Raw genomic sequence first — 18,251 nt, 5'->3', positions numbered from 1 at the left:
CCCCCCCGTCCTCTCCCGCAGCGTGGGAGAGGACGGGGGCCAGGGGGGAAGGTGAGGGCATGAATGATTTGGCAAAACTTTACCGTATCTTTAATCTCCGATCACAATCATTCGCTATCGTGAAAATATCCACAGAAGACTGGTTGACATGAGTGCGCGGCACAGCCTATAATCGGCATATCCACAACGATATGTAGACTGCCGTGCAAACACGTAACAAGGAGGTTCGACTCATGACCGAGACTCGCGAAGTGGCGCTGCCCGACACAAGTGAAATGTATTACCCTGACCCGGCGCTGGTTGAGCAATCGAATGTAATGGCTTATGCCCGCAAAAAAGGCTTCAACTCCTACGACGAACTCTACCAATGGACGATCACCCACCGCGAAGAGTTTTGGGCCGATATGGCTGGTGAACTGGAGTGGTATCAACCCTGGGAAAAGGTGATTGACGACAGTAACAAACCTTTCTACAAATGGTTTGTCGGCGGTAAAACCAATATCGTCGCCAATGCCATTGACCGCCACCTCAAGACGTGGCGCAAGAACAAGCTGGCCCTGATTTGGGAGGGCGAAGACGGGAGTCAGCGCACCTACTCTTACTACCAGCTCAATTATGAAGTATCGCGGATTGCTAACGTCTTGAAGAGCATGGGGGTCAAGAAGGGTGATATTGTAACCATCTACATGCCCCGCATCCCAGAGTTGATGTTTAGCATGCTGGCCTGCGCCAAGATTGGCGCTGCTCACAGTGTGGTCTACGGTGGGTTCTCAGAAGCGGCGCTGGCCGACCGCCTGGCTGACGCTAAAAGCAAGGTCCTGATTACCGCCGACGGTGGCTACATGCGCGGCAAGATCGTTGAGCTGAAGAAGATCGTCAACGAGGCGTTGTCGCGTACCCCCACCGTACAAACCTGCCTTGTCTTCCGGCACACAAACCACGGCGTACCCATGGAGCAGGGGCGTGACTTCTGGATGCATGATCTACTCGGCTTGCCAATCGCGAACGGTCATTGCCCAACCGAGGAGATGGACGCTGAGGATATGCTCTTTATCCTCTATACGTCAGGAACGACGGGAAAGCCCAAAGGGGTCGTCCATACGCACGGCGGTTACATGGTCGGGACGTACACGACCCTGAAGTTTGTCTTTGACATCAAAGACGAAGATCGGTACTGGTGTGCTGCTGATCCGGGATGGATTACCGGTCACTCGTACATCGTGTATGCGCCATTGATTAACGGTGCAACCTCATTTATGTACGAGGGCGCGCCGAACTATCCCTATCCCGACCGCTGGTGGAGCATGGTTGATAAGCACGGTATTACTATTCTTTACACCGCACCCACTGCAATTCGTGGTCTGATGCGGTTTGGCGAACTCTGGCCGTCTCGCCACAACTTGAGTACGCTCCGCCTGCTCGGTTCGGTTGGTGAACCAATTAACCCCGAAGCGTGGAAGTGGTTCTACGAAAAGATCGGTCACAACCGTTGCCCGATCATGGATACCTGGTGGCAAACCGAAACCGGACATTTCATGATTACGCCAACACCAGTGGTACCGCTGAAACCAGGCTCGGCGACACGGCCATTCCTTGGGATTGAAGTGGATGTCGTGCACGAAGATGGCACACCATGCGCGCCAGATGAGGATGGTCTGCTCGTTATTAAGTCTCCATGGCCCGGCATGATGCGGACGATTCTCAACGATCCGCAGCGCTACGTCGAAGGGTACTGGCAGAAGGTGCCGCCGTATTACGCCGCAGGTGACAGCGCACGCAAAGATAAAGATGGCTATATCTGGGTCATCGGTCGGCTTGACGACGTCATTAAGGTATCGGGCTACCGGCTTGGTACTGCCGAAGTTGAGAGTGCATTGGTCAGCCATCCAGCAGTGGCCGAGGCTGCGGCCATTGGTCTGCCCCACGAGGTAAAGGGCAACGCGATACACGCATTCGTCATCCTGCGTGCCGGTTACGAGCCGAGCCACGATCTGGAAGAAAAGCTGCGTGCACACGTTGGCCATGAATTAGGCCCCATTGCCCGCCCTGACTCGATCACGTTTGTAACTTCACTACCGAAGACTCGGTCGGGTAAGATTATGCGTCGTGTCTTGCGGGCACGGGCTTTAGGTCTGCCCGAAGGTGATATTTCAACGCTTGAAGAGTAGTCCGTTCAACAACGAACACGAAGCAGGGGCGCACTGCGGTGCGCCCCTGTCATTTTTAGAGCGCGGTTAGCAGTACGGCTGACTACCTCCTCACTTCCCCCCGCCAGGTGAGGATGTGGCTAGCTCATCACCTTGTCCCCCTCCAACCCACATACGGAGAGAAAGGGCAAACAATTCATTCTGGCCGCTTCTCATTGCTGCTGAGTCGGCTGGGAACATTGACCAGTCTTCGCTGGCGACAGCATACCCAGTTCAGAATGAAGGGGGAAGTTAGCGCAGAAACAACCACAAGACACAGCCTCGCTAATCCTCACTTCCTGACCCAGATTGTACCGATCAAACGTGCTCGATAGGTAATCTGGTCATTACTCTCTTCTATCTGCTCTGGTTTTCCAAAGTAGCTAATGGGGATATTTTGGTTGATCTGCGCCCGTCCACTGTACTCTTGCTGAACTCGTGCACGAAAAGCCTCTCGGAAAGCGGCAAGAATTTCTTCGTCAGTAGCATCAGACGGAACGGTTATCTCTAGCTCATACGTAACTTGAAGGGGTTCACCGACGCCCGAATTGGCATTGTCACCTGATACCAGATCGATGATTGGTGTGAGCAAATCTGGCCGGGTCACCGTCGCAAATGTAGCCAACAGGATCAACCCAATCAACCCTAGCACGAAAAACCAACCGATAAACCGTGCCGGTGATCGACGCGGTGGTACCTTCGGCGATTGAATTGTCGTGCCGCTTGCCGATGCTGGTGGTGATTGAGGTATAGCAGGAGAGACTGTTGTCGCCGGTGCAGCTTGCGATGGAGAGACTGCCGGACGAGCGGCTGATGCAGCCGGTGCCGGTTTGGGGACAACGCGCACCTGTACCGGTTGTAGTTTCGTAGAGGGGATCAGTGCTGCTCGAAACTCATCCATCGTAGCAAAGCGATCGGTGGGCGCCTTCTGTAGTGCCCGTTCTAACGCAGCACTCGTTCGTTCCGAGATGGTTGGAACCAGTGTCCGGGCCGGTGGAAACGAAAACGGTAACTCTTGGGTTGGATCACGCCCTGTAAGCAGGTGGTGCAACGTGGCCGCTAACGCATAGACATCAGATTGTGGGGTGGCCAGACCCTGATACTGTTCGGGTGGAGCATAGCCCGGTGTCCCGATTTGCGTCCCGCGCTCGGTGGGCTTAAAGAGTTTTGCGATGCCAAAGTCGATTAACTTCACATCGCCGCTTGGCTCAATCATCACGTTAGAAGGCTTCATATCGCGATAGATAAAGCCCTTCCCGTGCAGATAACTGAGCACATCGCAAATCTCATCAGCCCAGCGCAAGACCCGCTGCTCGTCAATTCGCCCCTCTCGTTCGAGGATTTGTTCGAGGTCCTCACCACGAATAAAATCCATGGTCAGGTAATGCCGGCCTTCGTCGGTGAAGTGACTGTAAACACGTGGAATACGCGGGTGGCGCAATTGTTGTAACAGCTCGGCTTCGGCGTTAAAACGTGCAACCGCCTCGGCCCGCTCTTTCGGATCGGCGAAACGGTCAAGCATTTCTTTGATCGCATATACTCGACCGTGCTGATCGATCCCTTCATACACCGCACCCTGACCACCGCGTTTGATGATCCGCGTAATGACGTAACGACGATCATCACTCGGCTGATCGTTATTCAGCACAACGTCATGACCGCAATGCTGACAAAATTTCGCTCGCCGTAAATTCGGCCTATGACAAATCGGGCAGAGGATCTCGGTTACCTCAGCCATAGTGTTTCCTGTTGTAGAGATTGGCGAGCGTTGCACGTTTCCCTCAACCTTATGCAGAGCAACTGTATCATTTCGTTGGTCACCACACCACATTCGGCTAGAAAGGAAGATGAATACTCATCCTGCCCGATTATCGGTGGCAAGTCATGATACGTTCATCTGCCACCAATAGAGAGCCCTTTCTAGCCCTGGGCACGTGATGATCTATCGAATAATACGCAAGCAGCGGCGGGGAAGTTGCAACTAAAGAAAATTCTTTGCCCGATACCCCAACCAACTGAGCGCACTCGGATCATCTCGCCAATCAGGACGTACCTTCACCCACAGATCAAGATACACCGGACGGCCTAGCATCCGCTCAATTGAAGCGCGGGCCGCACTGCCGATCTTCTTCAGCATACTCCCACCGGCGCCGATCAAGATACCTTTTTGACTCTCTTTTTCGACATTGATCGTCATACGGATGTACGTAATCTTCTCTTTTTCCTGCCACTCTTCTACTTCAACGGCAATCGCGTGGGGTACCTCTTGTTGCAGGTAAAAGAGGGCTTTTTCGCGCACAAATTCGGCTGCCAGTTGTTGCTCGCTCTGATCGGTAATCTGATCGAGCGGATAGAGCGGTGGTCCCTCTGGTAAGCGCGCACTAATTTCGGTAAGTAACGCAGCCAAACCCAATTGGCGCTGAGCGGAGATCGCAATCTCCATCTCCCACGGTCCCAATTCGCGATAGGCAGCGAGGTAACTCTCGCCAGGACGCTTTGGTTTCTTGTCTACCTTGTTTAAGACCAACAACTTATGACCACGCGCACGCTGTACCTGTTGCGCAATCATGCGATCCAGGCGAGTAGGTGGCTGACTTATATCGACCATAAAGCAGATGACATCGGCGTTGGGCAGAGTACGTTCGGCCAGTTCAACCATCAACTGCCCCAACCGATGATTAGGCTGGTGAATACCGGGTGTGTCGATGAAAATGATCTGCTCACCCGGTCGCGAGAGGATTCCGCGCACCGGCACTCGAGTTGTCTGCGGCCGAGGCGATACGATCGCCACTTTTTCACCCAACAACGCATTGAGCAAAGTGCTCTTGCCAACATTCGGCTTTCCTACCAGCGCAACGAACCCCACACGCCACCGATCTAACGGGATGCTCTCCCCTGTGGTTGAATCAGATGCGGTCGATGGTTCAACAGCGATCGCATTCGGTGGTGGCGTCAACACCACCGGTCCTTCACCGGCAACCGGTTCATCGTCGAATGACACCATAAGCGGCATCAGACGCTGTAACCGTTCGGGAGTACGCCACTCTGGAGGTAGCGCTAGCTCGATCCCCAGTACCAGATCATCATCATCGAGATCGAGGATCGCCGTCTCGCTGAGTGGAACCACTTCAGTCGGGTCTTCATCAGCCAGGCGAATATAAAGATGACCGTATTCGCCGTCGAGCCAATTGTACGGCGCGTCGAGGATCAATTCCAGTTGACTGAGAATTACCTCATCATCAAGATCAACCCGACAACCGAAGATGGCCCCTTGCGCATCGAGGAGCAGGCTTACCGGATATTCCATTGTTGCCGTCGCCTGACCTTCCTCAAGATCGGTAAAGTAGAGGTAGAGCGTACCGGCATTCGTATCAAGCGAACAATATTTCATAACTATCCTTTTGAACCGAGCGCCATCTCACCGGTCACCGTCTCGGTAGTAGCATCGACTTGCGGTTGGTCGGTATCAGATGGCATTTCGGGCTGATCGGTCAACTTACGGTAGAGATAACTGAGTACAATCCGGATCACGGCTGCAATGGGGATTGAGATAAAGAGACCGAAAGCGCCTGCTAGTGCGCCACCGGCCAGAATTGCAAAGATGACCACACCCGGATGCAACCGTACCAGCGGCCCCATCACATTGGGAATAATAAAATGGTCTTCAATCTGGCGCAACACAAAGTAGATGATCCCCAGTAATATTGCCACCGCTACATTAGAGAGACCAAACGGCGTCACCGGCTGAAAAAGCGCTACCGTCATCGCAATGCCGGCAGCCGACCATGGACCAATAATTGGTAAAATTTCGAGCACGCCGGAGGCTACTGCAATAACCAGCGCATAAGGCACTTGTAGAATAGAAAGCGGGATGTAGAGCAACACCGACATAATCACGATCAGGATCAATTGACCGCGAATATACGCACTGAACACCTGATCAATCTGTGAACCGAGGTGACCAATCTCACGTCGGTACGGAGCCGGTATGAGATGACGGATCCATGCTTTCAACTGCGGCGCCTGTAATAGTAGATAAAAAGTGATAATCAAATAGACTAAGAGATAGATCACGCTTTCCAGGGCTGAGAATACGATCTTTGGAACATTACCACTGAGCCAACCGGCTCCATCTCGAATCAGCCCAATAACTTGCGCTTCGAGAGGGGCAAGACTAATTACAAACTCCCCAATCTCAATCGTCTGGTTTTGCTCAAAAAAGATGGTCAGCTCTCGGATAATGATTGGCGCATTCGCAGCTAAATCCCGACTTTGTTGGACAATTCGCGGCCAAAGAGCGGTAAAAAGACTGTATAGTACAATAAAGGCGACAATGTAGAGTATGACAATCCATACCGCCCGACCAACATGGGTACGACGGTGCAACCAACCGATCAAAGGGTTAAACAGGTAAGCGGTAATAATAGCCGCAATAAACGGTGGCAAAATATGCGTCACCGCAAACAAAAACCAGATCGTCAACACTATTACCAGACCACTAACGATCCACCTGGCCAGATATGAAAACCGAATAGGCCGATCACTACTCTCCATGGCTTTTTTCCTTACCACCACCAACGTTGAAACGGGCGCCGAATCACATGGGACCGTGATTCGGTCGCCCTTCATTATAGCGGCAACTGCGAATGGCGGAGCTACCGCTTCGACGGCGGTTCTGCTGCCCGTCGTAGTGGCACATCAGCTTTTAGCAAATCGTGTGCCTCACCCCGACTGAGCGTTACTTCGATTTGCTCGGCATCAATGGCCGGAAGGTAGCGCTGAAGCACCTCAGCCAGATCAGCCTTCAGCTGTGCCATCATTTCTGGCGTTAGTTTGTAACGGTCGTCGATCAGCACCGTTAACAGCCGTTGCTTGGCCAGTTCGGCACTTGAGTCGCGTTTCCGACCGAAGAGGCCATTGAAAAACGACACAGGCACTCCTTTCGTCTATGTCCGTCGCCGCCCAAACAGACTGAGCAAGCGGTCAAGCACGCCTTGCTGATCAGGGATTGCCATCACCGGTACATCTTCGCCTGCCAATCGCTGCGCAATATTGATATACGCACGACCGGCCAAGGAATTCGGATCATAGACAGCCGCTTCACCCCGATTGGTAGCAATCACAATCGTCTCGTCTTCGGGCACGATGCCGAGTAGCGAAATGGCCAGCAATTCAAGCACATCTTCTACCGACAGCATCTCCCCACGGCTCACTAGACGCGGCTTAATACGGTTGATAATCAGCGAGGCTGGCCCCTTCTCTGCCGCTTCGATTAAGCCAACGATCCGATCAGCATCACGCACCGCTGACACTTCCGGCGTCGTTACGATGATCACCTCATCAGCGCCGGCTATCGCATTGCGAAAACCAGCTTCGATACCGGCAGGACTGTCGATCAACACAAAATCAAACTCAGCCCGTAATTGTTGCGTGAGATCAATCATCTGCTGAGCATTGACCGCATCTTTATCACGTGTCTGGGCAGCCGGGAGCAAACACAGCTCTGGCAGGCGCTTATCCTTAATCAAAGCCTGCCGCAAGCGGGCACGGCCTTCCACGACATCCACCAGATCGTACACAATGCGGTTTTCAAGCCCCATGACCACATCGAGGTTGCGCAAGCCAATATCGGCATCAACCACAGCGACCCGTGCGCCACGCATCGCCAGCGCTGTTCCCAGGTTAGCGGTGGTTGTCGTCTTACCAACGCCCCCTTTCCCCGATGTAACGGTAATGACTCGCCCCATTATAACCCCACTAACGCTTAAACGTTTCCCATCCATCAACAATTATCTCACCGGCAACAACACGTGCAAACTCAGGTCGATTGATCGGATGCTGATCCGGTGCGCGTGCGATCAAATCGGCAATACGTAATTGCGTCGGACGTAACTCGAGCGCACAGATGATCGCACTGCTATCGCCTAATGCCCCGGCATGCACCAAACCGCGTAACCGCCCCCAAACGACAACGCTCCCACCAGCGATAATCTCGGCGCCAGGATTCACATCACCGATCAGCGTAATATGCCCGGTGTGACGCAAGACCTGCCCTGACCGCAATGTACGTATTACAAGAAGCGCCTCAGCTTCAGGCATCGGCATCGGTTCAGGGTAACGCACTATCGGACGGGTTGCTAATCCAACAGCTCGTGCTGCCATACGGGTAGCCCGCTCTGACGAGTCAATGGCTGTGGCCTGTACCCCATGCTGCCGAATCAGGGCTAGCATTTCGTCCAATTGGGCCGATGAAACTTCACGATCACCTAGATCGATCACAACACTAGCGCCGTGAAAGAAACTACGTCGTTCGCCCAAATGATGATCGAGTCGGCTCAACAGTTCCGACCATGCAGCGTTGGCATCTAAGCGAAGCCGTAGTCCATCGCGGCTACCCTTTATACTGATCAGATCGCTCATGGTCATACTACCATATAGAACGTATGATTGTCTGCAATTATAGCATAGTGAACCCTTTTTTGTGAGAATGACCGGCTCTAGCCCAGGTTTTCAACATTGTCGGTCTTGGATGATATTCAAACCCCCCGCTGCTTACCAACCGGTGTCGTTGCGCAGGAAACGTGAGTCTCCGGCCCGTGGTGGAGACGATGCTCAACCGGCTGGCAGCCGCCGGCGTACTCAGACATCAGCGGCGGTCGGTTGAGAACCCATCCGCTTTCCTTTTCTATTACCTTACACCAGCTTGTAGAATGCCCAACAATCGAGTACAATTATATCAATCTCGAATGATATAATTTGGGAGGCAAACTTATGGTCGCACGGGTAGGGATCAACGGCTTTGGACGGATCGGACGGCTCGCCCTCCGCGCGGCGTGGGGATGGCCAGAGCTAGAATTTGTACATATCAATGAGATTGGTGGCGATGCAGCAACGGCAGCGCACCTGCTCAGTTTTGACTCTACGCAAGGGCGCTGGTCGCACGACGTACAGGGTGAAGGTGATCGGTTATACATTGACGACAAAGCCATCAGTTACAGTCAAGAAAAAGACCTCGGCGCCGTTCCATGGGCGACGATGGGGGTTGACATCGTACTCGAAGCAACGGGCAAGTTCCGCACAGTCGCCCAACTGGCAAGCTACTTCACCGCTGGCGTGAAAAAAGTAATCGTTGCGGCGCCGGTGAAGGGTGACGCACTGAATATCGTGATGGGTGTCAACGATCACTGGTACGAACCGGCCCGACATCATCTGCTGACCGCAGCCTCGTGCACAACCAACTGTCTGGCCCCAATTGTGAAAGTCATTCACGAAGGAATCGGTATTTCCCATGGTATGATTACCACTATTCATAGCTCAACCAACACCCAGAGCGTGCATGATCGTCCGGCGAAGGATTTACGGCGGGCACGAGCCGCTAGTCTGTCGCTCATCCCCACGACGACCGGTTCAGCTACCGCGATTGGGATGATCTTCCCCGAATTGCAGGGGAAACTTGACGGCCAGGCAGTACGTGTTCCGCTGCTCAACGCCTCGCTGACCGACTGTGTTTTTGAGGTACGCCGACCAACGACGGTAACTGAAGTGAACGAACTGTTGCGAACGGCAGCCGAAAGCTCTCTGCGGGGGATACTTGCGTATGAAACACGTCCCCTCGTCTCAATTGATTTTCTCGGTAATCCCCATTCGGCGATTGTCGATTCGTTGTGCACGATGGTCACCAACGACACGCAGGTCAAGATATATGCGTGGTACGACAATGAATGGGGTTACGCGAACCGGTATGTCGAATTAGCGCGAAAGGTAGCACAACTCTTATGAATACAGCACCTTCAACGCATGAAACATCGGCTGCGCTGGCACAACGCCAGGCTGACCGCCGTAATTACACCCTGGTAACCCTGGCTTACTGGGCCGATACGCTCACCGATGGCGCGATCCGGATGCTGGTCTTGTTCTACTTTGCGCAACTTGGTTACTCGCCATTTGCCGTTGCCTCACTCTTTCTGTTTTACGAAGTTTTTGGGATTCTTACCAACCTGTTTGGCGGTTACCTCGGTGCCCGTTTTGGCCTCAAGACAACCCTCTTCGCCGGCTTGATCACACAACTCATTGCCCTCAGTATGCTTGCCTTTGCACCACCTTCTTTGCTGGTAGTTCCCTACGTCATGGCAGCACAGGCATTGTCAGGGATCGCCAAAGACCTGACGAAAATGTCGTCGAAGAGTGCGGTCAAGCTGGTGGCAGGGAGCAGCGAAGGTCAACTGTACCGTTGGGTCAGTATTCTCACCGGCTCGAAGAACGCGATTAAGGGATTGGGCTTCTTTGTAGGGGCTGTATTACTTAGTCTGTTTGGCTTCCAAACAGCACTGATCATCCTGGCCACACTGGTGCTTAGCGCATTGATCGGCGCCGTCAGCACCATCAGCGGCGATCTGGGTAAAGCCGACAAAAAGGCCAAATTCAAGCAAATCTTTTCGCCAAATCAGGCCGTTAACCTGCTCGCAGCGGCACGCATCTTTCTGTTTGGAGCACGCGATGTCTGGTTTGTCGTTGGCCTTCCCGTGTTCTTCATTACCGTTCTAGGGTGGGATTTCTGGCTGGCTGGCGGCTTTATGGCAGCGTGGACAATTGGCTATGGTTTTGTGCAGGCAGCAACACCAACATTGATCCGACGGCGGGTTGCCGAAGCACACGCCCCCGACGGTCGTACTGCGATGTGGCTTGCGTTCGCCCTGGCAGCGTTTCCAACAGCAATTGCGCTGGCGCTGCGCGCCGGTCTGGTACCAACGGTAGCGGTTGTCGGTGGATTACTGGCTTTTGGTGTGGTTTTTGCTCTCAACTCGGCCGTACATAGCTACCTGATTCTGGCTTATGCCGACGACGCTAAAGTAGCGATGAACGTCGGTTTCTACTATATGGCGAATGCTATGGGGCGATTGACCGGCACGGTCTTATCAGGTGCGTTGTACCAATGGGGCATGCAACAGGGCCTGTACGATGGATTGGTGGCCTGTCTGTGGGCTTCGACCGGATTTTTGTTGCTGGCCGGTTTGATCTCGCTGCGCCTGCCAAGACCAACCCGCATTGTCACCGGCACGTGGAAGGTTACAGAGTAGGTCATCAGGTCATCAGCAGAGAAGAGAACCGGTAGCACTATTACGGAGTAAGTTGAGATATAGTATCTATAATCGGGGAAACAGTCATCTTATGGTGCGTGATTACTGAAACACCGCGCTCGACGTCACGTTGTCTCTTGCGCAGTCCAATCACGTACTGCGGCACAGATACAGTCTGTCCACGGTATAGCTACATCCTGACCACGCCGACGAAGTTCGATAAGCTGTGCCCGCAAGGTCTGAAGTTCGGTGATACGATGCTCAACAGCAGCAATCTGGTGATCGAGGGTTGCCAGCATCTCACCACAAGGAACCTCGCCACGATCATTAAGCGCGAGGATTGCTGCAATTTCACGTAACGAGAGACCGAGGCGTCGGGCACTGACGACGAAACGTAGTCGATCAACGATCTCCGGTGTGTAGAGCCGATAATTGTTTTCCATTCGTTGCGGTGGTGGGAGCAAACCAACCTGTTCGTAGTAGCGAATGGTCTTTTCCGGTACACCGGTTTGACGAGCAAGCTCACCAATGCGCATCATGACACACCTCGCAAAGAGAGTTGTAGAGTAACTATAGCATACCAGAGCTTTGCAACGTTTTCCGGTACGCCTATGGGATCGCCTCACCACGCCGGAGGGGTGGTTCGCGAATCACCTGAATCTTCCTCTGCAGCAGGATAGTTCGGATAGATATGTAGAAGGAAAGATCAAGTTGTGATCTCTTAACTCACACATTCAAAAAATTGAATATAATGTCAGCTATGACAAACACAACTGTGACCAAACAGGCACGCCTTTTCAAGGCCCTCATGCACCCAATCAGAATCAAAATCCTCGATATTCTACGCGAGGGCGAGGCTTGTGTTTGTCATGTTGAAGCTGTATTAGGTCTCCGGCAGGCGTATGTCTCGCAACAACTGGCCGTACTCCGTAAGAGCGGGTTGATCGCCGATCGTCGTGATGGTCCGAATATCTACTACCGTATAACCCAACCGGAGATTCTGTCCATACTCGATCTGGCTCAGACGATAGTTGGAGGAGATACGCCAGCAGAGACTATTACCGCTTTATGCTCGTGTCCACGTTGTACAACTATCTCACGAACAAGAGGAGAAGCACGCTATGATCAATGTCAAAATCCTGGGACCGGGTTGTCCGAACTGTCGTAAGCTGGAAGAGCGTGTCCGTAACATTGTGCAGCGCTTTCAGGTGGAAGCCGAGATTGAAAAGGTTACTGACTACGCGCAAATCATGCGTTGGAATGTACTGCGAACACCAGGCCTGGTCGTAAACGATGTGCTGGTTGCTTCTGGCCGTATCCCCTCAGAAGAGGAAATTGCCGGCTGGTTGAGGTAACCGTATCCTGGCAACGAGAGCGGGCAAAAAGTAACCCGCTCTTCTTACCGGCAACACATTCAAAAAATTGCATATATAAGGAGGAGCATTATGGAACAAACTGTACCCTCAACCGGCCGCCAGCAACGAACGTGGCGTGTCTGGGCACTGGTTATTGGCGCCAGCATCATTTGGCTCATCGCGTACAACCTGGTGCAGCCGCTGGCGCAGGTGATAACGTTCCGTGTACTAGGTCTTCAGGAAGGTTCACATCTCGGCGAAGCGGTCGCATTCTTTCTCTACGATGTACCGAAAATTCTCCTCTTACTGAGTGGCATGATCTTTCTGATCAGTACCATTCGCTCATTCTTTAGCCCAGAGCGCACTCGTGAACTATTGGGTGGCAAACGAGAAGGTATCGGCAACATCCTGGCAGCCGGACTCGGTGTCCTGACCCCATTTTGCTCGTGCTCAGCGGTACCGCTCTTTATCGGCTTTGTTGAAGCAGGCATTCCGTTGGGTGTGACCTTCTCGTTTCTCATCGCGGCGCCGATGGTGAACGAAGTAGCATTGGTGATGCTCTTGGGAATGTTTGGCTGGCAGATAGCTTTACTCTACCTGATTGCTGGGATGAGTATCGCGATACTGGCGGGAATGATCATCGGACGTTTACACCTCGAACGTTACGTGGAAGACTTTGTCTGGCAGATTAAGGGAGGTGACGGTGCAACTGTATTGACCCGTCTCACCTGGAAACAACGCTTTACAATAGCCTGGGAAAACACGCGCGAGATCGTTGGGAAGGTATGGCTCTACGTTGTTATTGGGATTGCCGTCGGCGCTGGCATTCATGGCTACGTACCAGAAGATGCCCTGGCCGGTATATTGGGACGAGAAGCTTGGTGGTCAGTACCGGCAGCGGTCATCCTCGGCGTACCGCTCTATTCTAACGCTGCTGGGATCATCCCGGTAGTACAGGCCTTGATGGCAAAAGGAGCAGCTCTCGGAACGGTGCTGGCTTTCATGATGGCAGTGGTGGCACTCAGTCTACCCGAAATGATCATCCTGCGTCGTGTCCTCAAACCACGTTTAATCGCAATTTTTATCGGAACGGTGACGACCGGAATTGTCGTTGTTGGCTACCTGTTTAATTTGATAGTGAATTGAGAGCCTATCCGAAAGACTTGTTGTCACGTCACAACGGATGAAACCCTTTGATAACGTAATGTGACTCATGACCAGACTGATACCGACGTATCACATCGAGAGGAGTGGCGGCGCGCCACTCCTCTATGATTTGGTGACTGAACGTAATTTGTAGGGAAAACCTCCTTCCGCTCCCAATTGGAAGAGGAAGGGGCAACCAGATCAGCAAAGTTCGATCCGATGCGAGTCAAACGCGCCACATCTTTTAAAAGTCACTGTCGGCGATCAGGTACATCCGCATGCTACATCTCCTGTCGCAGCAAACAGTTTACCGGTCTTTCGCCAAATCTACCCAATGATCAACCGGTCGGCAACCATCACTGCGAAGAGAAGTGCCAGGTACAGCAAGGAATACTTGTACAGACCCCAAATTGCGGCCTGATCACCGACACGCCAGACCGCCCAGGCATCGCGCATAAAGCGGAGACCGAGCAGCACCGCCCCGAGCAAGTAGATCCAGCTCATCGCACCAATAGCCACCGGTAGCAGCGACACCGCCATCATAATCGCCGAATAGACCAGAATCTGCCAGCGTGTTTCTGCTTCACCGGCTACAACCGGCAACATCGGTACCCCAGCGCGGGCATAATCCTTCTGCTTCACGAGGGCTAACGCCCAAAAGTGTGGCGGTGTCCAGTAGAAAATAATCGCAAACAACACTACTGCCATCAGGCTCACCGAGCCGGTCACCGCTGTCCAACCAACGAGCGGCGGGATCGCACCGGCGCCACCACCGATGATAATGTTCTGCCAGGTGGTTCGCTTGAGCCAGCCGGTATAGAAGTAGGCGTAGTAGACAATACCCAGGAAAGCGAAGAAGGCGGCCAATGGCGTCGTGAAGACCCAGAGCACAATAATCGACAATATGCTCAGAACCGCCCCAAAGATAAATGCTGCTCGGGGTGAAATACGACCACTCGGCACCGGGCGACGGCTGGTACGGCCCATATTGACGTCAATGTCACTGTCAAACGCGCAGTTTATAGCGCCGGCGCCACCGGCGGCCAGATAACCACCGATCATTGTCCACAACACCAGCCACCACGAAGGTATTCCGGCTTCGGTGATAAACATCGTCGTCAGCGTGGTAACCAGCAGCAGAGAGATTACCTTCGGCTTCGTCAGGCTAATGTAATCGGCGATGACTGACCGCCAGGCAGGAGCTGGACGGGCAACCCCCTGGGTTGATACAACGTGAAACGGTATCCGTTGCAGAGCAACAGCTATCGCCAATGTACCGGCCCAAAGGATAGTTCCTGCGATCAAGCTTAGCAGATGACCAGTTGGCGTGATAAATAATCCCACCAGCGCCAGCAGTGCCAATCCCGGCAAGAGGAGGCTATAGCGTGGCACCGCTATCGCCAATGCCACCGGCTGCGCAACCGGTTGTAGACGACGGCGCAACTCGAACGCCATCCAGACTGACAGCAAAGCTACAAAACTCATGGCGCCAACACTATTTGCCGGTAGTGCAGTTGCCATTTCAAGCGTTGGTGCGGCACTACGTGCACCGATAGCCAGTGCAGCTACCCCGGCAGACGCCGCTAGCCACCACGCCATACGACGGAGACGACGTTGGGTCTGAGCGACACGCCCGGTAACGCGCTCTGATGGCGATTGAGCTGGAAGAGTAATCAACAAGAGTGTCAACGTCTGCGCACCAAAGGCCAACAGTGCTCCGCTCAAGTGCCAGACATCGGCAACCATTGCCGGTATACCCCAGACCAATAAGGCGCCGGCTAGCGCCTGTAAGATAAACAGGAACCCAGCCGCAAAGGCAAATATCCGCGGCAAACCGGTAGTTTCTGGCCGACGCCAGACAGCAACCATTCCAGCAACCACAGCCAACAGCGCCAGGGCAACCAGTGCCCGGTGAGTTAATGAAATCCAGATCAACGGATTCTGACCGTTACGCAGTTCTTCCAGACACAGCGGCCACGATAGACACGTCGTTGAACTGCCCGAAACACTCACTAATCCACCGGAAATGATCGTTGCCAGTGTTAAAAGCCATCCAATCAATAATACTCGAACAACAGTACGCGCCGCCATAACAACCCTCTCTGCTCAACTCAGCGGCTATGGCAATGCCAGATACGCAGCAACGAACAGCGCCAGCGTGGCCAGCGCAGTCAGGATCGTCCAACCCAGATCAGCCCGGCCATCACTGCGTGGTACGTTAGCCGGTGCAAGATGCGGTTGACGATACAGACGCCACGCGGCAATAATCAATGGAATCTGCCCGCCGATTGCTACAAAAGCTGTAACCCAAAAGATAAACCAGGCCATCATAAAGTCACCTGATATTTTGTGGATTCTTTCACGATAATAACACCGCCCGCATTATACCATGTGCTTCGTAGTCCTAACAATGGATATTTCGATACAGATTGTCTGTTCCCGCATCAGAATGCGCACAATCTGGTTGAGATCCGTTAACTCTTGATGTGAGGATTGATAAGCAATGAAGAAGGGGCAGTGCGGTAGTGTGGGTGCAGCGCTGCCGTGCCTCAACCAATCTTCGTTCTGCGGCAAGATATTGCAATTAGCGCAATCGCACGTGATCGATAATCACCGCGCTAGTAGCAAAGGCTTTTGCCTCGTGCTTCATCGCTGCCGCTTCGCGCGATAATTCATCAACCGTCACGTCAGGGCGGCTTGAAACGCCACCGATTGCCATAGCGCCAATCGGAATCTGATGCAAATTACCGGCCCGATCATAGCCGATCAGATAACCACGTTGACGATCTGCTTCATCGTACAGCGGTAACACTTCCTGCTCGTATTGCGTAACCAGCCATAGCGATAGATTAGCAGCAAGAGCCGTTGGACAGAGGATCACGAAATCATCGCCGCCCACATGACCGACAAAGATAGATTGAGGGGCAAACAGTTGTTGTGCCCGTTCGCAAAGCTGAGCGATGAGACGGATAACCTGATCCCCACGGGCGAAGCCATACGCATCGTTAAAGGCTTTAAACTCGTTGACATCAAGGTAGAGCAAGGTAAACGCATCACCTTTCTGGAGGCGATAGCGAATCTCTTCCGCGATAAGCACATTGCCGGGGAGACCGGTTAGCGGATTGCGTACTGAACGTTTCGTCGTGCGCCGCAGCAATGACCGAATGCGTGCAATCAACTCGGCATCGTTGTATGGTTTCGTCACATAATCATCGGCGCCCGTATCAAAACCGATCACTACATCGGCAGGATTGGTCCGTGCTGTAACAATCATAATCGGCAGATGGGCCGTGCGCGTATCATTACGTAGTTGCCGAATTGCTTCATAGCCATCAATGCCAGGCAACATCAGATCGACCAGAATAATATCCGGCAACTGATCTTGCGCGATTTGGATCAACGAGTGGCCGTTATCGGCAGTTAGCACTGCAAAACCGGCTCTCGTCAACGTATCACTGAGCAAAAAGTGAATATTTGGATCGTCGTCGGCAATCAGTACTGTTGGGAGGTGATCTTCTTCAGACACAGAGCAAAACCTTGAGTTGACCGGGTGCAGCCGAAAAAGCTTGTAAACTATCGGCAAGTGCATAGCGCGCACTGATGAGCGGTGTAGTAGCAATAAGCTGGCGCTCGAGCAAGCGTAATGCTGGAGCGAAGGGGCCACAACGAGATCCGATCAGTTGCACTTCATCAACGACCACCATACTCAGATTAAGCTGCGTTTCAGCGGCAAATGTACTTTTCAGAATCAATCGCCCCCGTGGACGCACCAACTGACGAGCAGTCGCCAAACCGGACGGATGACCGGTGCAATCGATCACTACATCAAACTGATCTTGCTTGAGTTCAATACTGCTGATACATTGCACCCCTTGCTGACGATACAGTTCCCACCTTTCTGGATGGCGACCAACGAGTGTCAGTTCACAGCCGGTAAGGCGTAAGACCTGAACAATCATAGCGCCGAGCTTCCCATCACCGATAACGGCTACCCGTTCGGTTGGACGGATATGACTCTGCTCGACAATTTCCAGTGCTGCGGCCAGCGGTTCGGTAAATACTGCCGCTTCATCACTGACAGTCGCCGGAACTTCGTGCAGACAGGATTCGGGTAACGTGAACAAATCAGCCATTGCGCCATCACGCCGATAGATACCGAGCGTGGTACGATGCGGACAATGGCTGACATCACCGCGCAGACATGTTGGGCAGCGCCGACAGGCCGCATTAATTTCGCCAACAACCCGTCGTCCTTGCCAATAAGGGTTATCACTCTCAACAACGGTACCAACGAATTCATGACCGAGAACGCCATGAAAATTCATGTATCCGCGAGTGATTTCAAGATCGGTATTACATATTCCAACTAGATGAGGACGGATAAGAGCCTCCCCTGGCTGCCGTTGAGGTTCAGGATAATCGGTGCTATATTGGAGGTTGCCGTTGAAAAAAACCGCTCGCATAGCAGAATCTTTTTGTCGATGATA

Annotated in this window: 17 protein-coding genes; 6 read left to right on the top strand and 11 right to left on the bottom strand. The window is 53.0% G+C overall.

Annotated elements, in window-relative coordinates:
• Nucleotides 1–233 precede the first annotated feature (233 nt).
• The gene (gene acs / locus JE47_RS0106690) at nucleotides 234–2,168 is read left to right on the top strand and encodes an acetate--CoA ligase (RefSeq protein WP_031459014.1); all 1,935 of its coding nucleotides are present in this window, start codon (nucleotides 234–236) and stop codon (nucleotides 2,166–2,168) included.
• Between the two features lie 310 nt (nucleotides 2,169–2,478).
• On the opposite strand, the gene JE47_RS0106685 is transcribed toward acs, so the two are convergent.
• The 6 genes from JE47_RS0106685 to minC all read right to left on the bottom strand — a co-directional run bounded on the left by JE47_RS0106685 (nucleotide 2,479) and on the right by minC (nucleotide 8,606).
• Nucleotides 2,479–3,924 (bottom strand): serine/threonine-protein kinase, encoded by a 1,446-nt coding sequence (locus JE47_RS0106685; RefSeq protein WP_031459013.1) that lies wholly within the window; start codon nucleotides 3,922–3,924, stop codon nucleotides 2,479–2,481.
• Nucleotides 3,925–4,167: 243 nt separating this feature from the next.
• Nucleotides 4,168–5,577, bottom strand: coding sequence for a GTPase Era (gene era, locus JE47_RS0106680; RefSeq protein WP_031459012.1), 1,410 nt, complete (start codon nucleotides 5,575–5,577; stop codon nucleotides 4,168–4,170).
• A gap of 2 nt (nucleotides 5,578–5,579) precedes the next feature.
• On the bottom strand, nucleotides 5,580–6,740 hold the full coding sequence (locus JE47_RS0106675) for an AI-2E family transporter (protein WP_031459011.1): 1,161 nt from the start codon (nucleotides 6,738–6,740) through the stop codon (nucleotides 5,580–5,582).
• 101 nt (nucleotides 6,741–6,841) lie between these two features.
• Nucleotides 6,842–7,117 (bottom strand): cell division topological specificity factor MinE, encoded by a 276-nt coding sequence (gene minE / locus JE47_RS0106670; protein WP_031459010.1) that lies wholly within the window; start codon nucleotides 7,115–7,117, stop codon nucleotides 6,842–6,844.
• A gap of 15 nt (nucleotides 7,118–7,132) precedes the next feature.
• Nucleotides 7,133–7,933, bottom strand: a complete 801-nt coding sequence (gene minD, locus JE47_RS0106665; protein ID WP_031459009.1) for a septum site-determining protein MinD — start codon at nucleotides 7,931–7,933, stop codon at nucleotides 7,133–7,135.
• Nucleotides 7,934–7,943: 10 nt separating this feature from the next.
• Nucleotides 7,944–8,606 (bottom strand): septum site-determining protein MinC, encoded by a 663-nt coding sequence (gene minC, locus JE47_RS0106660; protein ID WP_031459008.1) that lies wholly within the window; start codon nucleotides 8,604–8,606, stop codon nucleotides 7,944–7,946.
• Nucleotides 8,607–8,957: 351 nt separating this feature from the next.
• Between minC and JE47_RS0106655 the strand changes: the two genes are divergently transcribed.
• Nucleotides 8,958–9,965 carry an ArsJ-associated glyceraldehyde-3-phosphate dehydrogenase gene (locus tag JE47_RS0106655; RefSeq protein ID WP_031459007.1) on the top strand — a complete coding sequence of 336 codons (1,008 nt, stop codon included), beginning with the start codon at nucleotides 8,958–8,960 and terminating at the stop codon, nucleotides 9,963–9,965.
• Nucleotides 9,962–11,263, top strand: a complete 1,302-nt coding sequence (gene arsJ / locus JE47_RS0106650; RefSeq protein ID WP_051871084.1) for an organoarsenical effux MFS transporter ArsJ — start codon at nucleotides 9,962–9,964, stop codon at nucleotides 11,261–11,263. The genes JE47_RS0106655 and arsJ overlap by 4 nt, the downstream gene beginning before the upstream one ends.
• Before the next feature lie 125 nt (nucleotides 11,264–11,388).
• Here the strand turns inward: arsJ and JE47_RS0106645 are convergent, their stop codons facing one another.
• Nucleotides 11,389–11,802, bottom strand: coding sequence for a heavy metal-responsive transcriptional regulator (locus JE47_RS0106645; RefSeq protein WP_051871083.1), 414 nt, complete (start codon nucleotides 11,800–11,802; stop codon nucleotides 11,389–11,391).
• Between the two features lie 212 nt (nucleotides 11,803–12,014).
• Between JE47_RS0106645 and JE47_RS21275 the strand changes: the two genes are divergently transcribed.
• The 3 genes from JE47_RS21275 (at nucleotide 12,015) to JE47_RS0106635 (ending at nucleotide 13,764) form a co-directional block, all read left to right on the top strand.
• Nucleotides 12,015–12,431: an ArsR/SmtB family transcription factor gene (locus tag JE47_RS21275; RefSeq protein WP_330216971.1), complete on the top strand. Its 417-nt coding sequence runs from the start codon at nucleotides 12,015–12,017 to the stop codon at nucleotides 12,429–12,431.
• Nucleotides 12,385–12,618 carry a thioredoxin family protein gene (locus tag JE47_RS0106640; protein ID WP_031459004.1) on the top strand — a complete coding sequence of 78 codons (234 nt, stop codon included), beginning with the start codon at nucleotides 12,385–12,387 and terminating at the stop codon, nucleotides 12,616–12,618. The genes JE47_RS21275 and JE47_RS0106640 overlap by 47 nt, the downstream gene beginning before the upstream one ends.
• 90 nt (nucleotides 12,619–12,708) lie before the next feature.
• Nucleotides 12,709–13,764: a permease gene (locus tag JE47_RS0106635; protein ID WP_031459003.1), complete on the top strand. Its 1,056-nt coding sequence runs from the start codon at nucleotides 12,709–12,711 to the stop codon at nucleotides 13,762–13,764.
• A gap of 327 nt (nucleotides 13,765–14,091) precedes the next feature.
• Here JE47_RS0106635 and JE47_RS0106630 read toward each other — a convergent pair whose 3' ends face one another.
• The 4 genes from JE47_RS0106630 to JE47_RS0106615 all read right to left on the bottom strand — a co-directional run bounded on the left by JE47_RS0106630 (nucleotide 14,092) and on the right by JE47_RS0106615 (nucleotide 18,227).
• On the bottom strand, nucleotides 14,092–15,855 hold the full coding sequence (locus JE47_RS0106630) for a heme o synthase (RefSeq protein ID WP_031459002.1): 1,764 nt from the start codon (nucleotides 15,853–15,855) through the stop codon (nucleotides 14,092–14,094).
• Between the two features lie 27 nt (nucleotides 15,856–15,882).
• On the bottom strand, nucleotides 15,883–16,095 hold the full coding sequence (locus tag JE47_RS0106625; RefSeq protein WP_031459001.1) for a hypothetical protein: 213 nt from the start codon (nucleotides 16,093–16,095) through the stop codon (nucleotides 15,883–15,885).
• A gap of 253 nt (nucleotides 16,096–16,348) precedes the next feature.
• Nucleotides 16,349–17,290, bottom strand: a complete 942-nt coding sequence (locus JE47_RS0106620; protein WP_031459000.1) for a GGDEF domain-containing response regulator — start codon at nucleotides 17,288–17,290, stop codon at nucleotides 16,349–16,351.
• Nucleotides 17,283–18,227, bottom strand: coding sequence for an MDR/zinc-dependent alcohol dehydrogenase-like family protein (locus tag JE47_RS0106615; RefSeq protein WP_031458999.1), 945 nt, complete (start codon nucleotides 18,225–18,227; stop codon nucleotides 17,283–17,285). The genes JE47_RS0106620 and JE47_RS0106615 overlap by 8 nt, the downstream gene beginning before the upstream one ends.
• Between the last annotated feature and the right edge of the window lie 24 nt (nucleotides 18,228–18,251).

Origin of the sequence: Chloroflexus sp. MS-G, from assembly GCF_000735195.1 — a bacterium.
In the GTDB taxonomy this organism is placed as follows: domain Bacteria; phylum Chloroflexota; class Chloroflexia; order Chloroflexales; family Chloroflexaceae; genus Chloroflexus.
The sequence above is the reverse complement of the archived record's forward strand: the minus strand, read 5'-3'. Positions and strand labels throughout refer to the sequence as shown.